The 18,854-nt window shown below is 69.8% G+C and carries 14 protein-coding genes and 1 pseudogene; 5 read left to right on the top strand and 10 right to left on the bottom strand.

The window, feature by feature from the left end:
- Window positions 1-502, bottom strand: a pseudogene (locus tag SSOG_RS56415) (hypothetical protein); the annotation flags it as partial.
- A 185-nt stretch (window positions 503-687) separates the two neighbouring features.
- Here SSOG_RS56415 and SSOG_RS28305 point away from each other — a divergent pair.
- The 3 genes from SSOG_RS28305 to SSOG_RS28315 all read left to right on the top strand — a co-directional run bounded on the left by SSOG_RS28305 (window position 688) and on the right by SSOG_RS28315 (window position 3,408).
- Complete coding sequence (locus SSOG_RS28305; RefSeq protein ID WP_039938901.1) at window positions 688-1,101, top strand: hypothetical protein; 414 nt, start codon at window positions 688-690, stop codon at window positions 1,099-1,101.
- Window positions 1,102-1,190: 89 nt separating this feature from the next.
- The gene (locus SSOG_RS28310) at window positions 1,191-2,084 is read left to right on the top strand and encodes a spermidine synthase (protein WP_009717683.1); all 894 of its coding nucleotides are present in this window, start codon (window positions 1,191-1,193) and stop codon (window positions 2,082-2,084) included.
- 148 nt (window positions 2,085-2,232) lie between these two features.
- Window positions 2,233-3,408: a chitinase gene (locus tag SSOG_RS28315; protein WP_039938903.1), complete on the top strand. Its 1,176-nt coding sequence runs from the start codon at window positions 2,233-2,235 to the stop codon at window positions 3,406-3,408.
- Between the two features lie 6 nt (window positions 3,409-3,414).
- On the opposite strand, the gene qcrB is transcribed toward SSOG_RS28315, so the two are convergent.
- The 5 genes from qcrB to SSOG_RS28340 all read right to left on the bottom strand — a co-directional run bounded on the left by qcrB (window position 3,415) and on the right by SSOG_RS28340 (window position 9,952).
- Window positions 3,415-5,013, bottom strand: coding sequence for a cytochrome bc1 complex cytochrome b subunit (qcrB, locus tag SSOG_RS28320; RefSeq protein WP_009717685.1), 1,599 nt, complete (start codon window positions 5,011-5,013; stop codon window positions 3,415-3,417).
- A gap of 154 nt (window positions 5,014-5,167) precedes the next feature.
- Window positions 5,168-6,574 (bottom strand): GH1 family beta-glucosidase, encoded by a 1,407-nt coding sequence (locus SSOG_RS28325; RefSeq protein WP_009717686.1) that lies wholly within the window; start codon window positions 6,572-6,574, stop codon window positions 5,168-5,170.
- A 94-nt stretch (window positions 6,575-6,668) separates the two neighbouring features.
- Window positions 6,669-7,574 carry a carbohydrate ABC transporter permease gene (locus tag SSOG_RS28330; protein WP_009717687.1) on the bottom strand — a complete coding sequence of 302 codons (906 nt, stop codon included), beginning with the start codon at window positions 7,572-7,574 and terminating at the stop codon, window positions 6,669-6,671.
- An 18-nt stretch (window positions 7,575-7,592) separates the two neighbouring features.
- Window positions 7,593-8,609 carry a carbohydrate ABC transporter permease gene (locus SSOG_RS28335; protein WP_039938904.1) on the bottom strand — a complete coding sequence of 339 codons (1,017 nt, stop codon included), beginning with the start codon at window positions 8,607-8,609 and terminating at the stop codon, window positions 7,593-7,595.
- Between the two features lie 5 nt (window positions 8,610-8,614).
- Complete coding sequence (locus tag SSOG_RS28340) at window positions 8,615-9,952, bottom strand: ABC transporter substrate-binding protein (RefSeq protein WP_009717689.1); 1,338 nt, start codon at window positions 9,950-9,952, stop codon at window positions 8,615-8,617.
- A 276-nt stretch (window positions 9,953-10,228) separates the two neighbouring features.
- Between SSOG_RS28340 and SSOG_RS28345 the strand changes: the two genes are divergently transcribed.
- The gene (locus SSOG_RS28345) at window positions 10,229-11,275 is read left to right on the top strand and encodes a LacI family DNA-binding transcriptional regulator (protein ID WP_009717690.1); all 1,047 of its coding nucleotides are present in this window, start codon (window positions 10,229-10,231) and stop codon (window positions 11,273-11,275) included.
- A gap of 61 nt (window positions 11,276-11,336) precedes the next feature.
- Here the strand turns inward: SSOG_RS28345 and SSOG_RS28350 are convergent, their stop codons facing one another.
- Complete coding sequence (locus SSOG_RS28350; RefSeq protein WP_009717691.1) at window positions 11,337-12,755, bottom strand: glycoside hydrolase family 6 protein; 1,419 nt, start codon at window positions 12,753-12,755, stop codon at window positions 11,337-11,339.
- Window positions 12,752-14,254, bottom strand: coding sequence for a cellulose binding domain-containing protein (locus tag SSOG_RS28355; protein ID WP_039938905.1), 1,503 nt, complete (start codon window positions 14,252-14,254; stop codon window positions 12,752-12,754). The genes SSOG_RS28350 and SSOG_RS28355 overlap by 4 nt, the downstream gene beginning before the upstream one ends.
- 297 nt (window positions 14,255-14,551) lie before the next feature.
- Between SSOG_RS28355 and SSOG_RS28360 the strand changes: the two genes are divergently transcribed.
- Window positions 14,552-17,449 (top strand): glycoside hydrolase family 48 protein, encoded by a 2,898-nt coding sequence (locus tag SSOG_RS28360; protein ID WP_039938907.1) that lies wholly within the window; start codon window positions 14,552-14,554, stop codon window positions 17,447-17,449.
- 3 nt (window positions 17,450-17,452) lie between these two features.
- Here the strand turns inward: SSOG_RS28360 and SSOG_RS28365 are convergent, their stop codons facing one another.
- Together SSOG_RS28365 and SSOG_RS54965 are read right to left on the bottom strand one after the other, a co-directional pair.
- On the bottom strand, window positions 17,453-18,373 hold the full coding sequence (locus SSOG_RS28365; protein WP_245606399.1) for a glycosyltransferase family A protein: 921 nt from the start codon (window positions 18,371-18,373) through the stop codon (window positions 17,453-17,455).
- Between the two features lie 95 nt (window positions 18,374-18,468).
- Window positions 18,469-18,837 (bottom strand): hypothetical protein, encoded by a 369-nt coding sequence (locus tag SSOG_RS54965; protein WP_009717695.1) that lies wholly within the window; start codon window positions 18,835-18,837, stop codon window positions 18,469-18,471.
- Window positions 18,838-18,854 lie beyond the last annotated feature (17 nt).

The raw sequence follows: 18,854 nt of genomic DNA on the forward strand, positions 1-18,854 counted from the left end.
CCGGCCCGCCGGGAGGTCCGCACGGCATCGGCGGCGGCCGCCGCCCCACTCGTTCCATGAACGCACGGCGTAGCAGTTCGCTCTCCTCGAAGATGTCGATGTCGGCCGGGGCGCGCGGCTCCGGCTCCGGACGGGACAGCGGCTCCGGGCGGGACACCGGTTCCGGCCGGGGCAGCGGTTCCGGGCGGGGCGCCGGGACGGCGGCGGGGCCGACCGGGCGGCCCCGGACCGCCTCGCGGGGGGTGAACCCCAGGTCGGTGAGGGCGCGGCCGGGGAACATATGGCGGAAGACGCGCTCGTAGGCGTAGTTGGGGCAGCGGATCGCCCCCGACTCGACACGGCCGATGTAGCGCGCGTCGCAGGAGACCTGTTCGCCGATCTCGCGGGCCGCGCGCCGTACGGACGCCGCGAACTCGGCCGGTGAGAGCTGCCCGCGTAACAGCCGGAACGCGGTGTTCGGCCGCGGTGACGAGGATGAGGGGGATTCCGGAAGCGGCCTCATATGACCCTCCCTACGGTGCTGCCGTGTCGGCGGGGGAGAACCGTACCGGTTACGCCGTTCCCGACATTCGGATATTCCCGGCAATCAAGACGAAACGCCCGCGATCTGCCATGAACTGCCATCCTTTACGGCGGCATTCGGCCGTAGCCGTTGACACTGCCGAGCGTTGAACCCTGTGCAACCCGATGAAGAGGGAGGCCGGAGTGGATATCAGCCGCTCGCGGACGACTGCCCAACATCACCCGCGCCAGGACTGCGATCTGGTCACCGTCCCTGCCCGCCAGGGGCTGGAGGCGGTGGACATCCTGCGCCGCGGCTGCGACGGCCTCGGCCCCGTGATGCACGACAACGCCTGCGACACCCTCGGCTTCCTGGTGCCGCCCGGCACCGCGGACGGCTGGGACATGCCGGGCAGTGCCTGCACCGAGACGGCCGGGCGCGGCATGCGCATAAGCGACGGCGGCGCCGCGGGGCAGGGCGCCACCCACTGGCTGGTGCCGCCGGACGCCGCGTACAGCGGGGCCACCGACCCCGTGGAGCTGCGGGCCGCGCTGGGTGAGGCGGCCCGCACGATCGAGGCCGTCGACCGCTGTCAGTAGCCCCAGGCCGGGGAAGCCCCTGGCCGGCATAGGCCCTGGTGGGCGGACCGGCAGCGTGGCTGTCGGTGGCCCGGCCCATACTGGGGCACATGGCGAAAGGCACGAAGAAGCGAGCGGCGGAGCGCGGGCGCGCGGCGGGCCGGGGGCGCACCCCCGAGCCGATCACCGCATCCGTCGACGGGGGCCTCGCCGAGCTGGTGCCGGACCGCGATCGCCCGCGCGGCTGGACGCTGCTGCTGGACGGCAAACCGCAGTCACACGTGGACCTGGACGACCCCACCCACCTCGACTTCGAGTATCAGCGGCGGCTCGGCCACGCCGCCGATCTCGCCGCCCCGCCGGGGCGCCCGCTGCACGCCGTCCATCTGGGCGGCGGCGCCTTCACCCTGGCCCGCTACATCGCGGCGACCCGGCCCCGCTCCACCCAGCAGATCGTCGAGATCGACACCGCGCTCGTCCAGTTCGTACGGCGCGAGCTGCCGCTCGATCCCGGCGACCGGATACGAGTGCGGGGCGCCGACGCCCGGGCCGGGCTCGCCAAGGTGCCCGAGGGCTGGGCCGATCTGATCATCGCGGACGTCTTCGGCGGGGCCCGCACCCCCGCGCACCTGACCAGCCTGGAGTTCCTGGCGGAGGCCCGCCGGGTGCTGCGCCCCGGCGGGCTGTACGCGGCGAACATCGCCGACGGCCCGCCGCTGGCCCATCTGCGCGCCCAGATCGCCACCGCCCGCGCCGCGTTCGCCGAGGTGTGCCTGTCCGCCGACCCCGCCGTGCTGCGCGGCCGCCGCTTCGGCAACGCCGTCCTGCTGGCCGCCGATCACGCGCTGCCGGTGGCCGAGCTGACCCGCCGCGCCGCCGGGGACCCGCACCCCGCCCGGGTCGAACACGGCCGCGCGCTCGCGGACTTCACCGGTGGCGCGGCCCCGGTCACCGACGCGACCGCCACGCGGTCCCCGGCGCCCCCGGCGGCCGTCTTCGACTGACCTGGCCTCAGTTGTGTCTGCCCGATGTTCAAGCGGGACAGGAAAACTGTGCGTCTTGTGAAGATCTTTTCGTGAGTGCCGATACCGGCCGTTACGGTGGCGCGCGTACGACGACCCCCCACTTCCGTAGGCAGGGCAGGCACACGTGATGAGCCGCAGGTACCGCCGCCGCACCATGAGCCGGAGCACGATGGCGATGGGCGCCACCGCCGCCGTCCTCGTGGCGGGCGGGGCGGCGTTCGCGCTGAGCAGCGCGGGGGGCGACGGCGGGGACATGGCAGGAACGGCACCGGACTTGGGCGCGGGCGCGGGAACGGGACCGGGGACCGGACCGGGCACCGCGCCGGGGACGACACCGGGCACGACGCCGGGGACGGAACCCGAGAAGACCCCGGGGAAGAAGCCGGGGAACGGAGCGGGGCAGGCCGCGGCCGCGCGCTTCGCCCCGTACATCGACACCTCGCTCCACGTCCCCTACGACATGGTGGGCACCGCGAAGAAGACCGGTGTCAAGGAGTTCACCCTCGGCTTCGTCTCCCCTGGCGGCGGCTGCACCCCCAAGTGGGGCGGCAGGACCGGGCTCGCTGCCGACAAGGTGGCCCGGCAGACGCAGGCGCTGCGCGCGGAGGGCGGCGACATACGGGTGTCTTTCGGCGGCCAGTCCGGGTCCGAACTGGCGCTGGCCTGCCCGTCGATGGACAAGCTGACCGCGGCGTACAGCCAGGTCGTGGACCGGTTCAAGCTCACCAAGGTCGACTTCGACATCGAGGGCAAGGCGCTGGAGAACGCCGCGGCGAGCACCCGCCGGGCGCAGGCCATCGCCGCGCTCCAGAAGCAGAACCCGGGCCTGGACGTCTCGTTCACCCTGCCCGTGATGCCCACAGGCCTCACCCGGGACGGCGCCGAACTGGTCGCCGACGCCCGGAAGAACGGGGTGAAGGTCTCCGCCGTCAACATCATGGCCATGGACTACGGCAGCTCCTTCGACGGCGACATGGGCCGGTACGCGATCGACGCGGCCACCGCGACCCAGAAGCAGCTCAAGCGCGCCCTCGGGCTGGGCGACGCGGCGGCGTGGAAGACCGTCGGCGTCACCCCGATGATCGGCGTCAACGACGTCAAGAACGAGATATTCACCGTCGACGACGCCACGGAGCTGGTGCGGTTCGCCCGGGCCAAGGGGCTGGGCAAGCTGTCGATGTGGTCCGCGACCCGCGACAAGCAGTGCGCGGGCGGCACCCAGGCCACGGCGTCGGCGATCTGTAGCTCGGTCGAGCAGGGCGCGCTCGCGTTCACCAAGGCGCTGGGCGGCTACCGGGGCTGACACCCCCTAGTGGTGTTGGCTCTCCTGGTGCTCGCGGTACTCCTCGGCCGTCGGCTTGGCGATCTGGCCGCCGTCGCCGAAGTAGAACTGGGACAGCCGCGCCCGCAGCCGCTCCTTGCGGGTCAGCTTCCGTTCGACCCCGGCCCCGTCCACGGCCGGTGGCAGCTCCAGGGGCTCGTACTGCTCGTAGGCCGTCAGCGTGTACCGCTCGCCCGGTGGCAGCGGCTCGTGCACCTCGATGTACTCGCCGTGCGGCAGCCGCTGGATGATGCCGGTCTCGCGGCCGTGCAGCACCTTGTCGCGGTCGCGCCGCTGCAACCCGAGACAGACCCGTCGGGTGATGGCGAACACCACGAGCGGCACCACGAAGAAGCCGATCCGGCCGGCCCAGGTGATCGCGTTGATCGACAGATGGAAGTGGGTCGCGAAGAGGTCGTTGCCGCCGCCGACCAGCAGGACCGTGTACAGGGCGATCCAGGCGGCGCCGAAGGCGGTGCGGGTGGGGGCGTTGCGCGGGCGCTGGTTGAGATGGTGTTCGCGCTTGTCGCCGGTGATCCACGCTTCGAGGAACGGATAGAGCCAGATGGCGAGCAGCACCATCGGGAAGACCACCAGGGGGATGAAGACACCGAGGACCAGGGTGTGGCCCCAGAGGTTGATCTCCCAGCCCGGCATCAGCCGGATCAGCCCCTCGGAGTAGCCCATGTACCAGTCGGGCTGGGCGTCGGTGGAGACCTGGTCGGGCCGGTAGGGGCCGTACATCCAGATCGGATTGATCTGGGCGATGCCCGCCATCAGGGTGGTGACGCCGAAGACGAGGAAGAAGAACCCGCCGGATTTGGCGACATAGACCGGCCACAGCGGGGGACCCACGATATTCATGTTCTTCTTGCCGGGCCCGGGCTCATGGGTGTGCTTGTGATAGACGAGCAGAATCATATGGAGGGCCAGCAGGCCGAGCATGATACCGGGGATGAGCAGGACGTGGAGGGTGAAGAGCCGGGAGATGACGATCGTCCCGGGGAACTCTCCGCCGAAGAAGAAGAACGACAGATACGTGCCGACGATCGGAACCGACAGCATCGCGCCCTCCATGAAGCGCAGCCCGGTGCCGGACAGCAGGTCGTCGGGGAGCGAATAGCCCATGAAGCCGTCGAACATGCCGAGAATCAGCAGTCCGGCGCCGGAGAGCCAGTTGATTTCGCGCGGCTTGCGGAAGACGCCGTTGAAGAACGTGCGCATCATATGGGCGATCATGCTCGCGATGAAGAGCACGGCCGCCCAGTGGTGGATCTGCCGCATGAGCAGGCCGCCGCGCACATCGAAGCTGATGTCCATCGTGGACTCGAACGCCTGGGACATGCGGATGCCGTTGAGCGGCTCGTAGCGGCCGTGGTAGACCACCTCGTTCATCGCGGGCTCGAAGAACAAGGTGAGATAGACGCCCGTCAGAATGATGATGACGAACGTGTACAGGGCGATCTCACCGATCAGGAAGGACCAGTGGTCGGGGAAGACCTTCCGCAGATTGGCCTTGGCCATCTTGAAGAGGCCGACCCGCCCGTCGAACCATTCGGCAAGTGCCTCGCCCTTTGCTTTGCTCATATCTCATGCATTTACCAGCACCGTCCGCCGTCCGCCCTGTCGGCCGGGCGTGTGGCCCATGCCGTAATCCATTCGGGGTATTCGGGGGAGGGAGCGGCTCCGCCCACCCCCCAGGTTGGGCGGAGCCGCGGTCTTTGTTTCGCTCCGGACGTGGCTACGCCTCCGGCAGCTCTCCGGTGCGGGCGACCTCCGCGTACCAGCGGGCGCTGGACTTGGGGACGCGGGCCTGGGTGGGGTAGTCGACGTAGACCGCGCCGAAGCGCTTGCTGTACCCGTACGCCCATTCGAAGTTGTCCATCAGCGACCACAGGAAGTAGCCGCGCAGATCGGCGCCGTCCGCGATGGCCCGGTGGGCGGTGGCCAGGTGGGCGCGCAGGTACTCGATCCGCTCCGGGTCGTGGACCTGGCCGTCCGCGTCCGGCTTGTCGTCGTACGCGGCGCCGTTCTCGGTGATGTAGAGCGGCACGCCCGGCGCCTCACGGGTGTAGCGCATCAGCAGCTCGTGCAGCCCGGTCGGGTCGACGGTCCAGCCCATCTCGGTGCGGTCGCCCGGCGTCTGGTGGAACGCGACCCGCTCGGAGCCCGGCCAGGGGGAGTGGGCGCTGGCGCCGTGGCCGTCGTGGCGGGCGGCCCGGGCCCCGTTGTCGGTGGCGGCTGATACCAATGAGGGCGTGTAGTAGTTGATGCCGAGCGCGTCGAGGGGGTGCTTGATGACGGCCAGGTCGCCATCGCGGACGAAGGACCAGTCGGTGATAGCCGCCGTGTCCTCGATGAGGTCGCTCGGATACGCGCCGCGCAGCAGCGGCCCGCTGAACACCCGGTTGGCCAGCGCGTCGATACGGCGCTGAGCGTCCAGGTCGGCGGGGTCCTGGGTGAGCGGGCGGACCACGGCCGGGTTGAGACTGATGGCGATCTGGGCGCGGGCCGGGAGGGCGGCCCGCAGCGCCTGCGCGCCGAGGCCATGGGCCAGGTTGAGGTGGTGGGCGGCGCGCAGCGGGGCGAGCCGTTCGGTGCGGCCCGGGGCGTGCACCCCGGAGCCGTAGCCCAGGAAGGCGCTGCACCAGGGCTCGTTGAGGGTGGTCCAGTACTCGACGCGGTCGCCCAGCGCCTCCGCGACGATCCCGGCGTACTCGGCGTACCGCTCGGCCGTCTCGCGTTCCGGCCAGCCACCGGTGTTCTCCAGCTCCTGGGGGAGGTCCCAGTGGTAGAGGGTCAGCACCGGCTGGATCCCGGCGGACAGCAGCTCGTCCACCAGGCCGCGGTAGAAGTCCAGCCCGCGCTGCACGGCGGGCCCGCGGCCGGTGGGCTGGACGCGTGACCAGGAGACGGAGAAGCGGTACGCCGCCAGGTTGAGGTCGGCCATGAGCCGGATGTCCTCGCGGAAGCGGTGGTAGTGGTCGACCGCGACATCGCCGGTGTCGCCGCCGAGCACCTTGCCGGGAGTGTGGCTGAAGGTGTCCCAGATGGACGGGGTGCGGCCGTCCTCCTGCGCGGCGCCCTCGATCTGATAGGCCGCGGCGGCCGCGCCCCACAGGAATCCGGGCGGGAAGGAAAGGGTCATGGAAGCGCTCCCATTCGAGGGTGAGGGTGTGGGGAGGGACGAGGAGAGGGAGGCGATGGCGGTACGGGCGGTGCCGGCGGCGCGGGCGGGCGGCTCAGCCCTTGACCGCGCCCTGCATGATGCCTCCCACGATCTGCTTGCCGAAGAGCACGAACGCGATCAGCAGCGGCAGGGTGCCGAGCAGCGCCCCCGCCATGATCACCGACTGGTCGGGGACATAGCCGCGGCCCAGTCCGTTCAGAGCGACCTGGACGGTGGGGTTGCCGGTCTGGGTGAGCGCGATGATCGGCCAGAAGAAGTCGTTCCACGCCTGGACGAAGGTGAGCATCCCCAGCACGGCCATGGCCGGGCGGGCCGCGGGGAAGACCACGTGCCAGATGATGCGCAGGCTGCTGGCGCCGTCCACCCGGGCCGCCTCGATCAGCTCCGTCGGCAGCGCCTGGCTGAGGTACTGCCGCATGAAGAACACGCCGAAGGCGGTCACCAGCGTCGGCAGGATGACGGCCTGGAGCTGGTCGGTCCACTCCAGCTTGGCGACCACCATGTACAGCGGCACCACGCTGAGCTGGGGCGGCACCATCATCGTCCCGATGGTGAGCATCAGCAGCAGGTTCTTGAAGCGGAAGCGCAGCTTGGCGAAGGCGAAGCCGGCGATGGTCGAGAACAGCACGGTTCCGACCGCGATGGTCCCGGCCACCACGGCCGTGTTCAGCAGCGCCGCGCCCATGTTGGCGTCGTTCCACGCCACATCGAGGTTGTGGAACAGGTTCCCGCCGAACCAGAACGGCGGCGGGGTCTCGGCGAGCCGGGTGTTGGTGCGGGAGGCGGCGATGGCGGTCCACACCAGCGGGAAGAGCGAGCCGATGGTGAACAGGATCAGCACGGCGTAGGTGATCTTCCCGCCGTGCAGCTGCCTGCCCGCGCGGTTACGGCCCTTCCGCCCGGCCGGGGGCGGTGCGGGCGGTGCGGTCGCCGGTCGGGAAGACACGGTGGCGGTCATGGTGGTCCCTCGTCTCCCTCACTGGCTCTTCCGCAGCCGTCGCTGCACCAGCCAGTTGGCCGCGGCGATCAGCAGCAGGATCAGGAACATGGTCCAGGCGATGGCCGAGGCCCGGCCGAGGTGGAGGTTCACCCAGCCCTGCTCGTACAGGTACAGGCCCAGCGTCTGGAATTGGTGGTCGCCCCCGCCGGTCGCGCCCGCGCTGCCGTTGAACAGCAGGGGCTCGCCGAAGAGCTGGGTCGCCCCGATCGTGGACACCACGACGGTGAACAGGATGGTGGGCCGCAGCGAGGGGATCGTGACATGGATGAACTGCTGCCAGCGCGAGGCCCCGTCGAGCGACGCCGACTCGTACAGATCGTGCGGCACGGCCTGCATGGCGGCCAGGTAGATCAGCGCGTTGTAGCCGGTCCAGCGCCAGATGACGATCGTGGAGACGGCGAACTGGGAGGTCCAGGTGCCGTTCTGCCAGTCGATCTTGTCGATGCCGATCGAGCCCAGCGCCCAGTTGATCATTCCGTAGTCGCGCCCGAAGAGCAGCACGAACACCAGCGTCGCGGCGGCCACGGAGGTGGCGTACGGAGTGAGGACGGCGACCCGGAAGAACATCGAGCCGCGCAGCTTGTAGTTGAGCAGATGCGCCAGCCCGAGGGCCATCAGCAGCTGCGGCACGGTGGAGATCAGCCCGATGGTGAACGTGTTCTGGAGCGCGTTCCAGAAGAACTCGTCCTCCCACAGCCGGGAGAAGTTCCGCATCCCGACCCACTCCATATGGGTGGGGTCGGTCAGCTCCACGCGGTGCAGCGCGGACCAGCCCGTGTACAGCAGCGGGAAGAGCCCGAAGGCGGCGAAGAAGAGGAAGAACGGGGCGACGAACGCGTACGGGCTCCACTTGACGTCCCAGTGGTGGCGGCGGGAGCGCCAGGCGCGCCGCCGCTGCTCCTTGGGATCGAGGGGCGCCGCCGAGGCGGCGCGGCGCGGGGCCGCGCCCCCCTGCCCTGCGGGGGGCGCGGCAGTACCGGAGGTGGTGGACATCCGGGTCACTGGTCCAGCGCGTTGTCGATCGTCTTGGTCGCGGCCTTCCAGCCCGCCTCAGGGGACTTGCCCTGCTGGTCGACCTGGAGGATGCCGATGTCCACGAGGTTCTGGTTGATGATCTGGTCCTTCGGGCCCAGCACCTGGACCGGGATGCCCTTGGCGGCCTCGGCGAAGATGGAGCCGATGGGTGCGTTCGCGAAGTAGGGGTGCTTGGCGTCCTTCACATCGGGCAGCGAGTACGACGCCTGGGCGCTCGGCCAGCTGCCGCGCTCCTTGAACAGCTTGGCCTGCTGCTCGGGTGCGGTCAGCCAGGCGACGAGCTTGGCGGCCTCTTCCTTGTTCTTGCCCGCCTGCGGTACGCCGAGGAAGGTGCCGCCCCAGTTGCCGGGCTTGGGCGCGGCGGCGACGTCCCACTGGTCCTTCGCCTTGTCCCCGGCCTTCTCCTGGATGTAGCCGAGCATCCACGGCGGGCAGGAGACGGTGGCGAACTGCCCGTTGGCGTAGCCCTGGTCCCAGGTCTTCTGGAACTGCTGGAGCTTGGCGGTCATCTTCCCGGTGGCCGCCTTGGTGGCGACCTCCCAGGCGTTCTTCACCGCCGGGCTGTCCTTGTAGATGATCTTGCCGCTCTTGTTGTAGTAGCGCTCCGCGTTGCCCGCGACCACCGCGTTGAAGACGCCGCCCGCCGAGTCGACGAAGGCCGTGCCGCTGGGGGCCTTCTTCATGTACTTCTCGCCCGCGGCCAGGTACTTGTTCCAGTCCCCGGCCCAGAGCTGGGCGACCTTCTCACGGTCGGTGGGCAGCCCGGCCTTCTGGAACAGGTCCTTGCGGTAGCAGATCGCCATCGGGCCGATGTCGGTGGCGAGACCGATCGCCTTGCCGTCCTTGGTGACGCCCTGCGGCCATTTCCAGTCGAGCCAGTTCTCTTTCTTGACGCCCTCTGTCTTCGAAAGATCAACGAACTTATCCGCCTGGGTCTGGACGACCTCGGCGATGTTGGCGACCTCGATGCCCTGGACGTCGGCGAGACCGCTGCCCGTGCTCAGGTGGTTGAGCAGCTGCGGGTAGTAGTTCTCATTGCGCTCGATGACCGTCTGCTCGATCTTGATGTCCGGGTGGAGCTTCATGTACTCGTCGTAGAGCCCGGCCTCCTTGAAGCCCATGGTGCCGAAGAGGCCCATGATGATCTTCGTCTTGCCGCTGCCGCCCTCGCCGCCACCGCCGGACTTGTTGGTGTCGCTGTCGCCGTCGTCGGCGCAGCCGCTGAGCAGTCCGGCCCCTAACGCGGCGATGGCCGCGAGGGCCACCGCTCTGCTGCGGTACGTACCAGTGGTCCTGCGCATTCCGTCCTCCTAGCGCCCTGACGTACCGCTCCCGGCCAAAAAGGGGGAATCCATGGGACTTTGAGATGCATCGGCACGGGCGGGCAGTGTGCGGGTTGTGTATGACTCAGGTACTGTGGGAGCGCTCCCAGGTTGATGTGTTGAAGGGTTGCGGGTCCCCGCTGGGGTGTCAAGGGACAGAGCGGAACAACTTCCGGAAACCACACTGCTGTTGAATGTCCACCGCAGCCGCCCAGATGGGGTGGATCTGCTGGGTACGGAGGCTGGAGGCGCGAGATGGCAGGAACCCGGCGGCATGGTGCGGGGCGCGGCAGGCCCACCCTCGAGGAGGTCGCGGCCCGCGCCGGCGTCGGCCGCGGCACCGTCTCCCGGGTGATCAACGGCTCGCCGAGGGTCAGCGACCGCACTCGTACGGCCGTCGAGCAGGCCGTCGCCGAACTCGGCTACGTGCCCAACCGGGTGGCCCGCGCGCTGGCCGCCAACCGGGCCGACGCGGTCGCGCTCGTCATACCCGAGCCCGAGACCCGGCTCTTCGCCGAGCCGTACTTCTCGGACATCATCCGCGGCGTCGGCGCCGAGCTGGCCGACACCGATCTCCAGCTGCTGCTGACCCTCATCCGCACCCCCAAGGAGCGGCAGCGCTTCGCCGAGTACCTCTCCGCGCACCGGGTCGACGGCGTCCTGCTGGTGTCCGTCCACGCGGACGACCCGCTTCCGGACCTGCTGGAGCGCCTGGAGATGCCCGCGGTGCTCAGCGGACGCCGCTCGGCCCACGAGTCGGTGCCGTACGTCGACTCGGACAACACCGGCGGCGCGCAGTCCGCCGTGGAGCACCTCATCGGGCGCGGCCGCACCACCGTCGCCACCATCACCGGACCGCTGGACATGTACGTCGCCCAGTGCCGCCTGGACGGCTACCGCGCCGCGGTCCGGGCGGCGGGCCGGGAGCCGGAACCGGAGCTGGTGGCGTCCGCCGACTTCACCGAGGAGGGCGGCCGCCGCGCCATGCGGCAGCTGCTGGAGCAACGGCCCCACCTCGACGCGGTCTTCGCGGCCTCGGACGTGATGGCCGCGGGCGCCCGCCAGGTGCTGCGCGAGTCCGGGCGACGGGTCCCGGAGGACGTCGCGATGGTCGGCTTCGAGGACTCCGCCGTCGCCCGCCACATGGACCCGCCGCTCACCAGCGTCCGGCAGGCGACCGAGGAGATGGGCCGGGCGATGGTGCGCGTGCTGCTGGAGGAGATCGAAGGCCCCTCGGAACGCCCCGCCAAGCGCCCGCAGGTGGTGTTGCCGACCCAGCTGGTGCGGCGCGAGTCGTTGTGAACGCCGAAGGGGCCGGTGGGCCGCTGGCCGCGGTCCTCCGGCCCCGCCGGGGGACGGACTGTTACAGCGCCGGGTAGGCGTTCCTCAGCAGCTGCTGGAACTGGGCGGAGAACCAGTGGCCCGACAGCGGCGCGTTCGCGAGCGCGCCGGACATGTTGTAGCCGTTGCGCGCGTTGCCCGTGTAGGTCGGGTCGCACATCTGGTCGAAGCCCTTGCCCTCGTCGTTGGGGATCTGGGAGCTGGCACCGTCGGACTCGCCCGGGGGCTTCATCCACACGTACGCGTCGATCCCGGCCGCGGGCGCTGCCTTGGGCCGTTCACCGAGCCCGGCCCCGGACTGGTTGCACCAGTTGCCGATGTGGATCCGGCGGTCGTAGCGGCCGCCGTTGACGTACGTGTCGACGCTGGTCGTGGCGCCGGGACCGGACGGGCGGGCGCTGCCGCCCCAGCCGTTGCGGGAGGTGTCGATGAGCGCGCCGATGTTGGAGGGGAAGCCGACGTTCACCAGTTCCTGGCGGAATCCCTGGGCGAACGACAGCTCGTCGACGTAGCGGTTCCAGTCCACCCACTTGGACTGGCGGACCGTGGTCCCGTTGACGGTGTCGTTGATGGTGAAGTTGTTTTCCTTCAGGGCGCTGTAGTTGGCGGTGTTGACAATGATTCCGCTCACCTTGTCGACCGTGCTGCCCTCGGCGGTCGCGGCCTGCTTGATGATCTGGGCGGTGGGGTTGAAATTGCTGTCCCAGCCGATCCAGCCGTGGTGCCCGGCGTCCACGTAGTTGTAGACGTTGCCGACGGCGCCCAGCTTGTTGAGCGCGTAGCCGACGCCCTTCACATAGTTGCCGTTGGCCTTCATGGTGTCGCACTGTGGCGTGGCGGTCGCGCTGCCGCCGGTGTTGGTGACCAGGTTGGGCAGCGAGTCGATCTCGACGGTGGTCACGATCCGCAGGTTGGAGTTGGCGTATTTCGACTCGCCCAGGATCGACGCGATCGGGTCGATGAACTGCGTCTTGTACTTGTCGATCTCGGTCGGGCCGAGTTCGCCGTTGGACGCGAGCGCCGAGCAGTCACGACCGGGCAGGTCGTAGATGACGAGCTGGACCACCGTCGGCGAGCCGCCCGACTGCGACAGGGCACGGTCGAGGTGGGCGCGCAGCCCCATCTTGCCGCTCGCTCCGTTGATTGCGGCGATCCGGTCCAGCCAGATACCGGTGGGCTGGTTGGAGACCTTGGAGCCGCCGGGCTCGGCAGCGGCGTTGGCGGACCACTCCGGGTTGACGTACACCTTGGCGCCCGCGTACGGGTTGTCGACCTTGGCGGCGGCCCTGGCGGCGCCGTCGGCCTGCGCCGAGGCGGTGCCCGCGAGCGAGCCGACGGTCAGGGCGGTGGCGGCCAGCAGCGCGCCGCCCGCCAGAGCGGCGGCGCGGGTGCGGGTGCCTGGCCTGCGGGAGGGTGGGGGAGGTGAGGTGATGCGGCTCATGACAGTCCTTTCAGGTGATCGCGGAGTCCGATGCCGAAAGCGGTCGGTGTGCCGTTGAAATCGCTGATGAGGGAGGGGCCGGAGGAGCAGTCCCAGGTGTTCCAGGTCCAGCCGAGGTACGAGGCGCGCTTGGCGTCCAGCCAGGCCATGACGCGGTCGATGTAGCCGTGCGAGCAGGTGTTCTCGCCGATCTCGCCCGCCACGAAAGGCACTTGGGCGATCACCGGGGCCAGCTGTTCGGTGAAGCAGCTCTCGCTGGAGCAGGTGTTGAAGTTGTACGTGTGCCAGGCGGCGGCGAGGTTGCCCGCCGGATCGCTCGGCTTGTACGTCAGCCACTGGCGCATGTCGTTGGAGTAGGCGAGGCCGCCGAGCAGGATCACGTTCTGGGCGCCGGTGGCCCGGATCGCCGTGACCAGGCTCTGCATCCCGGCCACCGGGTAGTCGATGCCGGGGCAGCTGCCGCCGTCCCGCCAGCACTTCCAGGCCGCGGTCAGGTCCGAGGTGGCGCGGTCCGGGAACGGCTCGTTGAACAGGTCGAAGACCACGGCCTGGTCGCCCTTGAAGGTCTGCGCGACCGAGGACCAGAACGCCGGGGTGTACTGGGCGTTCGGCATCGGCTTCTGGCAGGTGGCGTACTCGGTGTCCGGGCAGTGGGCATCGCCCCCGGTGTACGTGCCGTGGCTCCAGTGGAGTTCGAGGATCGGCGTGATGCCGTTGGCCTCAAGGCGGGCCACGAAGTCCTTCACCGCGTTGATGTAGGCGGTGCCGCGGTACGCGGAGTTGATGTGCGACAGACCGAGCCAGCACTCCTCGTTGAGGGGGACGCGGACCGCGTTCGCCTTCCATCCGGCGATGGCCTTGACGGACGCGTCGTCCACCGGTCCGTCGAAGATGCCGCGCCCCTGGACGCACATGAACTCGCCGCCGGAGCGGTTGACGCCCAGCAGCCGCCGGGTGGCCCCGTTCTCGTTCACGAAGGTGTTGCCCGAGACGCGCAGCTTCGGCGGGGTGCCGCCCTGACCCGGCGGGGGATCGGTCGGGTCGGTGGGGTCCGTCGGATCCGTCGGGCCGGAGCCGCCGTCGCACGCCACGCCGTTGAGCTTGTACGCGGAGGGTGCCGGGTTGGACCCGGACCAGGAGGCGGTGAACCCGGCGCTGACACTGCCGCCCGTCGCGATCTTCCCGTTCCAGGAGGCGTTGACCGCGGTCACCGTCGTCCCGGACTGCGACCAGGTGGCGTTCCACCCCTGGGTCACCTTCTGTCCGGCGGAGAAGTCGAAGGTGAGGGTCCAGCGGTCGAGCGCGGCTCCGTTGTTGGTGATCGTGACGTTGCCCTGGAAGCCGTTGTCCCACTGGCCGGCGGCGGTGTACGCCACGGTGCAGGACGCGGCCGCCCGGGGAGCGACGGAGCTGCCGGCCGCGGCGGCGGTGCCCGCGGTGCCCGCCAGGGTGAGCGACGCGGCGGCCGCCAAGGCGTAAAGGCGCGGTGGTGCTCGCATGGAGCGACTCCTCGGGTCCACGCGCCGTCCCGTGCGGCGCTGACTGCTGGAACCGCTCCCACTGGTTGAGCTGACCGTAGCGCCAGTGGCGTACATGTCAACAGAGGCGTTCACAGATTTATCGGTCGAAGACGTTCGACCGGCCCATCCTGTTCAAAGACTTGACACTTCTTCAGATGGAAACGGACGCTTGGGAGCGCTCCCACTGGTTCGCACTCCCCCCTCATTTCCGAACCCGCGTGGAGGACCCCCATGCGCGTACAGCGAGGCTCACCCTTGTCAGGAGCGCGTCGGCGGATGAGACGGCTGGTGACCGCGCTGGCCGCAGCCCTCTCACTGCCCGTGGCCATGACCGCCGCCGGTGGTGCCGCCCCCGCCCATGCCGACGCCCGCGCCGTGCAGTGCAACGTCGACTACAAGACGAACGACTGGGGCTCGGGTTTCACCGCCGATCTCACGATCTCCAACCCGGGCACCGAGGCCATCAACGGCTGGACCCTGACCTACGACTACGCGGGCAACCAGAAGCTGGGCAACGGCTGGAACGGCACCTGGTCGCAGTCCGGCAAGACCGTGACGGTCAAGAACGCCGCCCACAACGCGAACATCGCGGTCGGCGGCAACGTCACCACCGGCGCCCAGTTCAGCTACAGCGGCGCCAACGCCGCGCCCACCGCCTTCGCCGTCAACGGTGTCACCTGCCGCGGCGCCCACCAGCCGCCGATCACCGTCCTGACCAGCCCCACCCCGGGGGCCGTCTACAGCGCGGGCGGCACCGTCCCGATGGCGGCCACCGCCGCGGCCGCGGACGGCGCGACCGTCACCAAGGTGGAGTTCTACAGCGACACCAAGCTGCTGGGCACCGACACCACCTCTCCGTACAGCTTCGACTACACCGACGTCCCGGCGGGCGACTTCTCGCTGTACGCCAAGGCGTACGACAGCCAGGGCGCCGCCGCGGAGTCCACCCCCGTCGGCATCCATGTCGCGGCCGGTCCGGCGCTGGTCGCGAGCCCCGCCCAGCTCGGCGTCGAGCAGGGCAAGACCGGCACCTTCGGCCTCCGCCTGTCCACCAAGCCGTCCGCCAATGTCACGGTCACGGTGGCCCGCACCTCCGGCAACACGGGCCTGACCGTCTCCTCGGGCGGCAGCCTCACCTTCACCCCCACCAACTGGAACACCGCCCAGCAGGTGACGGTTGCCGCCGCCAACTCGGGCACCGGCACGGCGACCTTCACCGCGACCGCCACCGGTCACACCAAGGCCGAGGTCACCGTCACCCAGCTGGCCGCCGCCAAGACGTACGACGCCCGCTTCCTGGAGCTGTACAACAAGATCACCGCCCCCTCGGCGGGCTACTTCTCGCCCGAGGGCATCCCGTACCACTCCGTGGAGACCCTGATCGTCGAGGCCCCCGACCAGGGCCATGAGACGACGTCCGAGGCGTACAGCTATCTGATCTGGCTCCAGGCGATGTACGGCAAGGTCACCGGCGACTGGACCAAGTTCAACTCCGCGTGGGACATCATGGAGAAGTACATGATCCCCACCCACGCCGACCAGCCCACGAACAGCTTCTACAACGCCTCCAAGCCCGCCACGTACGCACCCGAGTGGGACCAGCCCTCGCAGTACCCGTCGAAGCTCGACGGCAACGTGCCGGTGGGCCAGGACCCCATCGCGGCCGAGCTGAAGAGCGCGTACGGCACCGACGACATCTACGGGATGCACTGGATCCAGGACGTCGACAACGCGTACGGCTACGGCAACTCGCCCGGCAAGTGCGAGGCGGGGCCGTCCGACACCGGCCCGTCCTACGTCAACACCTTCCAGCGCGGCCCGCAGGAGTCCGTCTGGGAGACCGTGACCCAGCCGACCTGTGACGGCTTCAAGTACGGCGGCAAGAACGGCTACCTGGACCTGTTCACCGGCGACGCCTCCTACTCCAAGCAGTGGAAGTTCACCAACGCCCCCGACGCCGACGCCCGCGTCGTCCAGGCCGCCTACTGGGCGTCCGAGTGGGCCAAGGCGCAGGGCAAGGGGAGCCAGATCTCCGGCAACATCGCCAAGGCCGCCAAGATGGGCGACTACCTGCGCTACGCGATGTACGACAAGTACTTCAAGAAGGTCGGCAACTGCGCCGGCGAGACCACCTGCCCGGCGGGCAGCGGCAAGAACAGCTCCAGCTATCTGCTCTCCTGGTACTACGCCTGGGGCGGCGCCACCGACACCTCCGCCGGCTGGGCCTGGCGCATCGGCTCCTCCCACGCCCACGGCGGCTACCAGAACCCCATGGCGGCCTGGGCGCTCAGCGCCTACGCCGACCTGAAGCCCAAGTCCGCGACCGGCGCGAGCGACTGGTCCACCAGCCTCAAGCGGCAGCTGGAGTTCTACCGGTGGCTCCAGTCCAGCGAGGGCGCCATCGCGGGCGGCGCCACCAACAGCTGGCAGGGCCGCTACGCCACCCCGCCCGCGGGCAAGTCCACCTTCTACGGCATGTACTACGACGAGAAGCCCGTCTACCACGACCCGCCGTCCAACCAGTGGTTCGGCTTCCAGGCGTGGTCCATGGAGCGCGTCGCCGAGTACTACAACCGCACCGGTGACGCCTCGGCCAAGGCCGTCCTCGACAAGTGGGTCACCTGGGCGCTGTCCAAGACCACCATCAACCCCGACGGCACCTACCAGTTCCCGTCCAACCTCCAGTGGTCCGGCCAGCCCGACACCTGGAACGCGTCCAGCCCCGGCGCCAATACGGGCCTGCACGTCACCGTGACCGACTACACCAATGACGTGGGCGTGGCCGCCGCGTACGCCAAGACGCTGTCCTACTACGCCGCCAAGTCGGGCCACACCGCCGCCAAGAACACCGCCAAGGCGCTGCTCGACGGCATGTGGGACCACCACCAGGACGCGCTGGGCATCGCGGTCCCCGAATCCCGCGCCGACTACAACCGCTTCGACGACCCGGTCTACGTCCCCAGCGGCTGGACCGGCACCATGCCCAACGGCGACAAGATCGACTCCGGCTCGACCTTCCTGTCGATCCGCTCCTTCTACAAGAACGACCCGGCCTGGTCCAAGGTCGAGGCGTACCTGAAGGGCGGCGCGGTGCCGAGCTTCACGTACCACCGCTTCTGGGCCCAGGCGGATATCGCCCTGGCGATGGGCTCGTACGCGGAACTCTTCGAGTAGCGGCTACGGCACCGTGGTGGGGTTCCCGGGAACGGGAGCCCCACCACTCCGTCCGGCCAGGGCCGCCTCCAGCCGCCGGATGTGGCGGTGTTGCAGACGTGCGGTGCGTTGCAGCGACATGACCACCCGCAGGAACTGGTCCATGTCGGCGGCCCGAGTGAGGATGTCGTCGGGCACCCGGTCGTCGGCCAGGCACTCCCGCTCGTCCTGGGCGAGCAGGGCCCGGGCCCAGGCCCGGGTGACCGGCTTGAACATCCCGGGGTGGTTGGCCACGATCCTGGCCCGGACGGCCAGGTCGTTCTCGGCCGCCTCCACATGCAGACCGTCGTCCTTGTTGCGCGCGCCGAACAGCGGCTCGTGGAGGTGATGGGCCGTGAAGCCGCGCTCGGCACAGGCGATCCAGAAGTCCCAGTCCTCCCCGGTGCGCATGTCCTCGGCGTAACCGCCCACCTCCTGCCACACCTCGCGGCGGTAGAGCGAGCAGTAGAACATGATCAGCTGCCGCAGCAGCAGGTCCTGGTCGTAGGCGGGAAGCTCCAGCGCCTGCCCGCGCGGGTCGTCGTCGGTGAAGACGGAGACGTCGGTGGAGACAATGGCGATGTCCGGGTTGTCGTCCAGCACCGCGACCGTCCGCTCCAGCATCGTGGGGGCGATCACGTCGTCGGCGTCCAGCGGCAGGACATAGCGGCCGGTGGCCGCCGCGATGCCCGCGTTACGGGCGGCCGAGACACCGGCGCCCGCCTGCTCCAGCAGCCGGATGCGCCGCCCGGGGTGGCCGGCGATCAGCGACCTGGCCACCGCGGCGGTGTCATCGGTGCTGCCGTCGTCGACCACGACCAGCTCCCAGTCCGGAAAGGTCTGGGCCAGTACGCTCTCCACCGCGTGCGGCAGATAGTGGCCGTAGTCGCGGCAGGGGATGACCACCGAGACCGCCGGGAGAGTGCCGCGCCGCCCCTCGTGCGAAGCCCCCGGGAGACCGGTCCCCCGGGGGCCGCGTTCCGGCCCGGTCGGTGCCGGGGTCACCGGTGTCCGTCGCCGTGGACGGCGTGGCCGTACGCGTTCCGGTGAGTCACCTCGGCCGTCGAGGGCTGGGCGGAGACGGCGATGTTGGCACAGTTCGAGGCCGCCGCGAGGGGCGTGGTGAAGATGAGGTTTCCCGTGTTGGAGGGGCCCGCGGAGTCACACCGGTTCGCCTGCACCACGCCGTGCGGATCGCCGAAGATCTGCGCGAAGTTGAGGCAGCTCGACCCCTGCACCGGCCCGAGGGTGTCGCACTCGTTGGTCTGTCGGAGGGGGCTGTCCAGATCGAGGGCGCCGGCGTCGGCTCCGCCGAAGACCACCGCCCCGGCCGCCGCCGTCACCAAGGCGGCCGTCTTTCCGATATTCATAAGATTCTCCTCGTGCT

Source organism: Streptomyces himastatinicus ATCC 53653, from assembly GCF_000158915.1.
Classification (GTDB): Bacteria; Actinomycetota; Actinomycetes; order Streptomycetales; family Streptomycetaceae; genus Streptomyces; species Streptomyces himastatinicus.